Consider the following 8,815-nt stretch of genomic DNA (forward strand, 5'->3'; position numbering starts at 1 on the left):
CGCGCTCACACCGGCGCGAACTCCAGGCCGCCCTCCGCGGCGGCCAGGACCCGGCGCCGCAGCGGAGAACCGAGGGCGCTCGCCAGGTCGCTGCCGTCGTGCTCGGCCAGCAGTTCCCCGTCCGTCCAGACCAACAGGGCCGCGCTCACGGACTGCTCCGCGGTCGAATGCGCCAGGTCGTAGTGCGCGCACCCGGGCACGCCCGCGTAGGTCACCCACAGGTCGTAGCCGGTCATGAACAGGTCCAGATCGAACTGGACACTCAGCCCGAGCAATTCGCTGCGGCCGTTGTCGTCGACGCCCGCGAAGGCCTCGTCGAGACCGAGCAGTCGCGGCGAGTGGGGGTCCGCGGACGACAGCATCACATGCGCGGCCGCGAACAGCGGCAGATGCAGCGACACCGACTGTTCGCCGCCCGAGAGGGCGCCGTGCCGTGCCACCGTGAGCCGATCCTCGCTGCCGTCGCCACCGATCAACGTGAAGGAAAAGACCCGCCAGCGTCGGTAGTCGAGGGCCGTCGCGAGGATCTCCGGGTACGACCGCTCCGGGTGCGCGGCCCGCGAGATGCGGATCTGCGCCGCGAAATGCGCCCGCATGGTGGCGAGTTCGTTCGCGTCGAGCGCGGACGCGTCGCGGTCGAGCAGCCTGGAGATCGCCCGCGAGCCCTCGTCGAGGTTGTCGGCCAGCACCCAGTGCACCCCGATGGTGTTGCCCGAGGACATCCGCCGCTCGCGCATCTCGGTGCCCATCTGGGCGATGAGCGCGCGCGCGTCGACGGTGCGTTCGTGGATCTGCTGCGCCAGGCCGGTCAGCAGCGCGTCCTCGAGGATCCTGCGCTCGGATTCGGTGAGGAGCTGCTCCTGATCCAGGCGGGCGCCTGCGATCCGGTGCGCGAATTCGCCGATCGAGGAGTAACCCTGTTCGTCCTGCACCCGGACCGTGGTCAGCCCGTCTGGCGCGTCCCACTGCAACCGGTAGTCCTGACCCGCCGCCGCGAGCTGCGCGTCGAAGTCCTGCAGAGCGGTGGTCAGCGCCGTCCTCGTGGACTTGCGCGCCCCGTCGCTGACCCGAACCGACTCTGTCGCCGCCGCCAGCGCCCGGTGGAGCGCGGCCACCTCGTCCGGGAGCACCGAGACCCCGGCGCCCGCCCCCTCCTCGTTCTGGATCCGGTAGACGATCTGATCCGCGGTCAGCCACGCGGCCGCACTCGCCGGCCAGGAGTGGTTCTCGGTGACACCCAGCAGTTCGAGCAGGTCGCGGCGGGCGTACGGAGCCAACCGGTCCGCGTCGGCCCTGGCCTCGGTGAGCGCGCTGCGCAGCGCGTCGATGGCGGCGTTGTGGGCGCCCTCCGCCTTGCCGATCTGCTCGACGGCGGACTCGTTGGCCTTGCGGGCCGCGCGTTGTTCCGTCTTGAGGTCCTCGATCCGGGTGCGGACCCGCTCCAGGTCCGCGTCGATCTGCTCGGCGCTCGCGCCGAGGTTGTCGCGCAGCAACTCGAGCCGCTGGACCTGTTGCGCGTAGTTCTCCTCGGCGATCGCGGACTCCTCGGCGAACTCCTCGGCGATCGCGCGTGCCTCGCTGTGGCGGTCGTCCGACTCGCGGTGGTGCTCGACCTCCTTGTCGTGCTCGCGCCTGCAGCGCTGCACCAGGTCGCCCTGCTTCTCGAAATGCCGGGTCGCCGCGGCGAGCGAGTCCAGTTCCCGGCCCACGTGCGGGGTCCGATGTGCGACCGCCGCCGAGCGCAGTTGCTTCTCCTTCGCGCCCAGATCCGCGATCGCCTGATCCAGTTCGCGCTGCGCGGTCGCGGTGGATTCGGACCGGGTGCGCAGGGCGCCCGCGGCCTCGGTGACCGACTTGAGCGCGCCGAGCACCGCGGTGGTGCGGGGGAGGGCCTTCGACGCGGCCGCGAGCCGTGCGGCCAGCTCGCCTGCCTCCTGGTGCGCGGCAAGGGCTTCGGTGCGGGTCTGTTCGGCCCCGGCGATCGCGCGGTCGAGTTCGGACAGCCGCAGCGCCCGTCGCCGTGCCCGCGCGGTGGCGCCGATGTACTCGGCGTCGGGCTTGGTGTGGCGGCCCCGCTGCACGCCCTGCCAGAAGCATCCGTCGACTCCGACCCCGACCACGCCGCCGGCGTCGGCGGGCTCGGTGTGCAGCACGATCGAGGCGAGGACGGCCTGCACCCTCGCCTCGGGAACCCCGGCGTCCGCCTCGACGGTCAGCACGTCGGCCAGCGTCGGACCGCTGGGCCGGTCCGGTTCGGGCAGGGCCACCAGGTACTGCTGCGATCCGGCGTCCGGGGCGGTGTCGCCGCCGTACACCCAGCCGTCGAGCAGGTTCGCTGCCTGCAGCGCGGACTCGACGCCCGCAGCCGTTTCCGCGCTCACCCCGTCGGCGAAGCGGACGAGTCGCCACAGCGGCGCCCCGATCAGCTCGTCGCGGGAACCGGTCCTGGCCGCGAACGGGGGTGGCGCGTCGTCGGTTTCGGCCGAGACACGGCGACGATCCGCGGACAACTCGGTGACGAGCGCGGCCGACTGGTCCGCCTTCAGCTCGGCTTGCGCCCGGGTGGCCCGGATCGCGTCCAGTCCGGCCTCGGTGTGATCGGCGAGCACCGCTGCCAGGCCGGGTGTTTCGTCGTCACCCACCGCCGCGAGGGCCGAATCCAGTGCATCGAACAGGGTGCCGCCCACCCCGATGGAGGCGAACAGGGCGGAGTGGTCGGTCCACCAGGACCGTAGCGCCGCAGCGCATTCGGCCCGGGCGAGCTCCGTCGACGCCTCGGCCTCCGCGACGGCCGCCCTGGCCGTTTCGAGCAACTCGGCGCCGCGGGCGCAGGCGCGGTCGGCGCGGGTGCGCTCGGTCCCGGCCTTCTCGACGGTGCCGAGCGCCGCCCGCACCGCGCGTACATCGCCGTCGCGCTCCTCCGCATGGCCACGCACCGCGGCCGCGAATTGGTCTGGGCGGGCGGTCGCGGGCAACGGCGTCCACGCGATCCCGGCGTCCTCCGCCGCCGACTGCAGTTCGTCCTCGGCGCGGGTCAGCGCCGCCACCGCGCGGGCCACGGCGCTCGCGGACTTGGCGGCCTCGTCGGCGCGCTGCTCGAGGCCGGCCTGCGCCTTGTGGGCCTTGTCGATCTGCTGTTCGGTCGAGAGCTTGAGCTGCGCCACGACGGCGGCCAGGTCGTCGAGCTGCTGCTTGCCCTCGTACGCCCCGGAACGTTGCAGGGTCTCGAGGTCGGAACGGCCCTGGTCGAGTGCCCTCTCGGCGGCGTCGAACCGTTCCTCGGCGGCGACCCGCTCCTCCTGACGGCGGCCGCGCAGTTGCGCCGCCTCGGCCAGCGCGACGATGCCGTGGTCGACGGACTCGAGCCGACGCGAGACCTGCTCGACGTCCGTGCGCGCCTGCTGCCGAAGGTATTTGGTGTACACCCCGACGAAACCCTGTGCGGCCTGATCGGCGGCGGCCAGGCCTTCGAGCGCGCGCCCGACCTCCTCCATGTCGCTGAAGGAGCGGGCGGCCTCGAGCACCAGCTGCTCGTCGAGCGGTCGCAGGCCGTCGGTCAATGCCTGCGACAAACCTTTCGGGTCGAGGTTCTTCGCCAGCTGCGGGCGGCGCAGCGTGAGGATCAGGTTGATCAGCTGGTCGTACCGTTCGGCGCCGAGACCGAAGAGCCGGGCGTCGATGGCGGCCCGGTAGTCGGTCGGTCGGTCGGTGATCGCATCGGTGCCGATCTGATCGGCGAGCTGCCTCTTGGTGAGCGGTCGATCGTCGTCGCCGAGCAGGGAGAAGTCGATTCCCACCCGTCCCTCGGCGACGAAATGCCACCGGGTGACCTTGTCGTTCTGCCGAGTGGCCCGCATCCCGATGCCGACGGTGACCGCCTCGGGTTCGTCCCGCGATCCGCGGGCGAATTCCATCCAGACATAGGAGTGTGCGCTGTCCTGGCCGCGGTAGAGCAGGTTCGACTTCATGGTGCGCTCTTCGCCCGCGAACGGGTTCAGCCGGCGTGGCTCGATGCGACCGTCGAGCACGAAGGGGAACAGCACCTCGAGCGCCTTGGTCTTGCCGGAACCGTTGGGCCCGCGCAGCACCAGGCGGCCGTCGGCGAAGGAGAACTCCTGGTCACGGTAGTCCCAGAGGTTGATGATCCCGGCCCGGGTCGGGCGAAAGCGCGCACTTGCCATGCGAATTCTGCCTCTACTTCTCTACTGGTCGCTGGGGACGGGTTCGGACAGGGGCTGGGGAGTCGGGTCGGGGCCCTCGGTGAACAGTTCCGGCTGACTCGCCCGGTCGCGGATGCTCACGACGACGCCGCGGTAGCGCGCCAATGCCGGGAGCACCAGCACGCCTCCCGGGGTGAGTCGGACCAGTCGCTGCTTGTCCAGCAGCGCGACGGCCTGCTGCCGCAATCCGTCGTGGTCGGCCTGCCACTGAGCAGCGAAGGTCCTGCCGAACCGGCGCACCAGCTCCGCCACGGCGGCGGCGATCCAGGCGTCCTCGACGAACGGGAACAGCGTCGGCTCCGCGTCGTCGGCCGCGGGTACCGGTGCCCCGTCGTGTGCCGGTCGTTCGGCCAGCCCGTGGAAGACGCTCCCCGCCGGGATGGCGCCGTCGAGGGCATCGATCAGAGCGGCGGTGCGCGGAGGCGCGGCGGGCACCCGGTCGAGCTCGTCCGCGTCGGGGTCCAGCACCCGGTCCGCGATCTCGCCCGCGAGGAGCAATGCCACCTGGGCGACGGTGCCCGTGCTCGGGAAGCGCAGGTCCGACATGCGACCGGAGGTGTCGATCAGCGCGATCCCCTCCGCCCGTCTCTCGGCGACGAGGCCGGTCAGCGTCTCGACGTCCGCCGCGGTTCGTGGCAGCGCGAGCTGCAGGCGCTCCTCGTCGTCGAGTTCGTCCGCGTAGACCACCGGGCGTTCGACCAACGCCCGTCGCACCCGTCTCGCGGTCTCCCTCGGGTCGGCGGGCCGCTCGGGCACATACCCGTCCTCGTCGGGGGCCGGGGAGTCCGCGCCGGCCAGCAGGCCCCTGATCGAGGTCAGGTGCTGGAGGGCCCGCGGCGGCCGGAACAGCGCGACCACGACGGACCGGTCGATGTCGTAGAGCGCCTCGCCCGCGCTGGGATTGGCTGCCCAGCCGCCCGCGTCGCCGTCTGCGAGCGTGATGGCACCTCTGGCCGCCAGCCAGCCCACCGCGTCGACGAACGCGTCGCGGTCGGGGGCCCGTTCGGTGGACAGTTCGACACCGTCGACCTGGGCGGCGTCGGCCGCGACATGGTCAGCCAGCTCCGAGAGGGTGATCTGGTTCCCGGCCCGGCCCAGTGCCGCGAGGCACAGCGCCAGGTAGGCGTAGCGGTGACGGTCGAAGGTGCGTTCGGTGGTGGTCCTCGCCGCTGCCGTCGGGTCGAGCCGGTCCGCCACGGTGAACAGCCGTGCCGTCGTCTCGGTGACCTCGAGCCGGTACCCGAACAGCTCGAGCAGGTCCTCGCGCAGCTCGGTGGCCCATCGGCGCAGCAGCGGTAGCGCGATCCGGTCCGGATAGCTCTGGGTGACAAGGTGATTCGAGAGGATGATTCGGGCCGCGCGCTGATAGGAGTCGAGGGCGAGCGGCGGGATCTCGCGGGCCCTCACTGCACGCTCACCTGCAACCGGTCGAGGTGCAGCCTTCCGCGCGCGGTCTGCACCGTGGTCGAGACGTCGTGTGGGCGCAGCGTCAACCGGACCCCGTTCTCCGCACCGGTCGAGCTGCTGACCCGGCCGCTCACCGGCACCCGCGCGGTCAGCGCGGCGTTGAGCAGGCTCAACAGCACCTCGGTCTCCTCCTCGTCGAGAACCCGGTCATAGACGCCACCGGTGGCCAGTGACCGGGCGGCGGTGGCGCGGGCGCGCTGCGCCGCGAGCTGCCCCTCGCGCAGGCGGCGGATGCTGGCGTCGTTGCGCTGTACTCGTCCTGGCAGGCCGGGGGACGGGGTGCGTCCGGTCTCGGCGAGGGTGCGTGAGATCTCCACCGGTGGGGCATCCCACCAGGAGCGCGACTCGGGGATGATGTCGGCGTCGGGGTGCACCATCGACAGGTGCCGCGGCCGTCCGAGGTCGAACACGGCCTGGTACAGCGCGTGCGCGGCGTCCTCCGTCGGGGTCGCGGCGAACCAGCCGGCCAGGTGCCGCAGCTGGCTCTCCCTGCTCACACCGCCCTTGCGGGTCTCGGTGACGCGGCGCAGCAGCGAGAGGACCGCGGCGATGGCGCTCATGGTGCCCTCGCGCAGGCGGTCCGATTCGCTGACGCCCGCGTCGGCGACGAACCAGTGCTTGAGACCCGACCAGCGGGCCCGCCAGTCGTCCTCCCGTTCGTGGACGGTCAGGAACACCCGCTCATCGCTGGCGGCCGCCCTGGCGATGAGCTGGTCGACGCCGGTCTCCTCTACGGCCGCGATCGCCTCGGCGAGCTTGGGTGCATAGCGGGCGAGGTCGGAGCTGAACTCGCGCATGTGGGTGAGCAGCGCATCTTTGTGTGCGAGGAACGATTCGGGGGTGATCTCCGTGGTGCGCACCAGGTCGCCGAGGGTGAGGTAGAACTGGGCCGCCCTGGTCGCCATGTCCGACAGTGTGGAGTCGAGCCGGCTGAGCTTGCGATAGATCAGGTCGCTGTCCGCGGTGCGGTTCGCGGAGGCGAGTTCGCGCATGTCCGACAGCAGGTCGGGGAGCGCGAGGCGGGAGAGCGAGGCGTCCTCGAGCCGGGCGCCGAGCACGTCCTCGACGGCCCGGAACGCCTGGTAGCCGGCCTGGCTGAACTGGTAGACGAAGTGCCGGTTGCGGTACTCCGCGAGGGTGGCCGCCCGGGTGCCGTCGTAGCTGCGTTCGAGCACGCCCCACAGGTGCAGCTGCTCGAGCAGCGGCGTGATCTCGTCGGCGGCGAGCCGCCCAGTGGAGTCGGCGGCGAGCCGCCCGGTGGGGTCGGCGGCGAGCCTGCCTGTCTGGTCGTCGCCCGTGATCCGGCCCAGGATCTCCGCGATCTCGCCCGCGTGCAGCAGTACGACGTAGTTCGCCCTGGCGTGGTCGAACGCCCGCAGCACCCACAGGTACTCCGCGCGCTTCTCCGCGCTCGTGAAGGCGAACAGGCGCAGCCGGTCGTCGCGCGCGAACGTCTCGTGCGGGCCCGCGCTGGCCGTTCCGGAATCACTCATCGTGAACAGGGTAGGGGAGCGGCGGATCGGAACGGCGTTCAACTCGGTACTCGGGCGGGTTCCCGACGTGTGGGAGAGCCACGGAATCAGCGGTGCATGCGGTGGGGACGCCCGGCGAACTGGACGGTCTGCAAGCTTGTCACCAGCAGGTTTTCATGTTTGTGATTACTGCCACAGGGGTTGATTTCGGTCAACCGAAGACTTTTACTTAGGCGGCCCTCACAAAGGGCAGGCTTGGCTGTTGTTGCGCGATGCCGTTCGCACTGCGGGCGGCGGCGTGATGATCGCCGGCGCGATGTGACCGGTCCGCACCGGAGTCCGGTCATGCATCGACGGTGTTGGGCGTTCGGGGCAGCGCACGCCGACACCGGCATCTGTGTCGAATCTTCGCGGCGTCCGGCGCTGTTCGCGGAAAGAGCCGCGCGGAATCGGATTCTCGCCCGCCCCGATTGTCAGGACCGATCCCTTGTATGACATCAGCGATCTCGTCGGCGCCACCCCGGAAGCCTCGCCTCCGGATTCCCCCGGCGCGCCCCGGCAGTCGAAGCCTGCGCCCGCGGCGGTGACGTGGGGGCCTCAGCATCTCCGCACGCCCCCCGGAAGAGCATCAGAGCAGCAACCCACTTGGCTTGCGGCAGTGCCGAACCGCCCGCACGCGCTCCATGACTCGTGGTGGATCGTCTCGGCGGCCGCTCTCGTGTCTGCGGCGCTCATGGCTGCGGTCCTGTGGATTTCCGCACACGTCGACGTGGATCCGATACTCCACACCGTTGCCCTGTTCGTTCACCTCGCCTCTCTCGTGCTCGGATTCGGGGCCGTGCTGGTCGCCGACTACCTCGTCGTGGTGTGGCTGTCCGGTCGGTGCACGCTCGCCGAGGCGATCGGCGGCGCCGGACGCCTCCATCTGCCCATCTGGGCAGGTCTCGCCGGCTTGGTCGCCAGCGGTGCGTTGCTCGAACCGAACCTCGCATCCGGGCTGACGCGGATCAAGATGGTTCTGGTTCTGGTCCTGACAGTCAACGGTTTACAGGCGCTCGTCTTGAGTCGGCGTATCACGCAGCAGGTTTCGGCTCCGCTGACCCGTCGACTGATCGTGTGGGGAGCGAGCACCGCGACGATCTCCCAAGTGTGTTGGTGGGGCGCGGTAGGGATCGGTTTCTGGAACGCCGAGTACTCGTCGAGATAGACAGCTACGAAGGGAAACACCATATGACGTTGCAAAGGTTGCGGGCCAGGACGACCTCGGCCCTCACAATCGGCGCGGCCGTGGCGTTGACGGCGGCGTGTACATCGCCGTCGACCGAGACGGATGCGCTCGAGGCGTTGCCGGGCAATCGCTACGCGCAGTCGAACCTGGCCGCGACCGGCGACCAGTACGCCGCCCCGTTCACCCTCCCGGACATGGTCAACGCGTGGGGTGTGGCCATCCGGCCCAAGGGCGCGGGCGGGCACTTCTGGGTGGGCGCGGGCGGCACCTCCTTCGAGTTCGTCGGCGACGTGACGGCCTCACCGGACCCGGCGCTGCGGCAGCTGCATCAGGACGGTCTGCGGGAGGTCACCGTGCCGGGCGCCGACTCGGACACCTCCGAGGCGGGTATCGGCAAGACCACCGGGGTGATCTTCAACCCCGCGCCC

Annotated in this window: 4 protein-coding genes and 1 pseudogene; 2 read left to right on the forward strand and 3 right to left on the reverse strand. The window is 71.0% G+C overall.

Annotated elements, in window-relative coordinates:
* Positions 1 to 5: 5 nt before the first annotated feature.
* The 3 genes from ACFQS9_RS21210 to ACFQS9_RS21220 are packed head-to-tail and all read right to left on the reverse strand — an operon-like array spanning position 6 to position 7,180.
* Complete coding sequence (locus ACFQS9_RS21210) at positions 6 to 4,181, reverse strand: TIGR02680 family protein (protein ID WP_378408256.1); 4,176 nt, start codon at positions 4,179 to 4,181, stop codon at positions 6 to 8.
* Between the two features lie 21 nt (positions 4,182 to 4,202).
* A complete protein-coding gene (locus ACFQS9_RS21215; RefSeq protein WP_378408258.1) occupies positions 4,203 to 5,627 on the reverse strand; it encodes a TIGR02678 family protein in 1,425 nt (474 codons plus the stop codon).
* A complete protein-coding gene (locus ACFQS9_RS21220; protein WP_378408260.1) occupies positions 5,624 to 7,180 on the reverse strand; it encodes a TIGR02677 family protein in 1,557 nt (518 codons plus the stop codon). The genes ACFQS9_RS21215 and ACFQS9_RS21220 overlap by 4 nt, the downstream gene beginning before the upstream one ends.
* Before the next feature lie 466 nt (positions 7,181 to 7,646).
* Between ACFQS9_RS21220 and ACFQS9_RS21225 the strand changes: the two genes are divergently transcribed.
* On the forward strand, positions 7,647 to 8,366 hold the full coding sequence (locus tag ACFQS9_RS21225; protein WP_378408262.1) for a hypothetical protein: 720 nt from the start codon (positions 7,647 to 7,649) through the stop codon (positions 8,364 to 8,366).
* Between the two features lie 23 nt (positions 8,367 to 8,389).
* Positions 8,390 to 8,815, forward strand: a pseudogene (locus tag ACFQS9_RS21230) (TIGR03118 family protein); the annotation flags it as partial.

Origin of the sequence: Rhodococcus daqingensis, from assembly GCF_042665615.1 — a bacterium.
GTDB classification, from domain to species: domain Bacteria; phylum Actinomycetota; class Actinomycetes; order Mycobacteriales; family Mycobacteriaceae; genus Rhodococcus_G; species Rhodococcus_G daqingensis.

Excerpts from the sequence above, each read along its gene's own strand:
- ACFQS9_RS21210 (WP_378408256.1), bottom strand. The coding sequence starts at position 4,181 with ATGGCAAGTGCGCGCTTTCGCCCGACCCGGGCCGGGATCATCAACCTC.
- ACFQS9_RS21220 (WP_378408260.1), bottom strand. The coding sequence starts at position 7,180 with ATGAGTGATTCCGGAACGGCCAGCGCGGGCCCGCACGAGACGTTCGCG.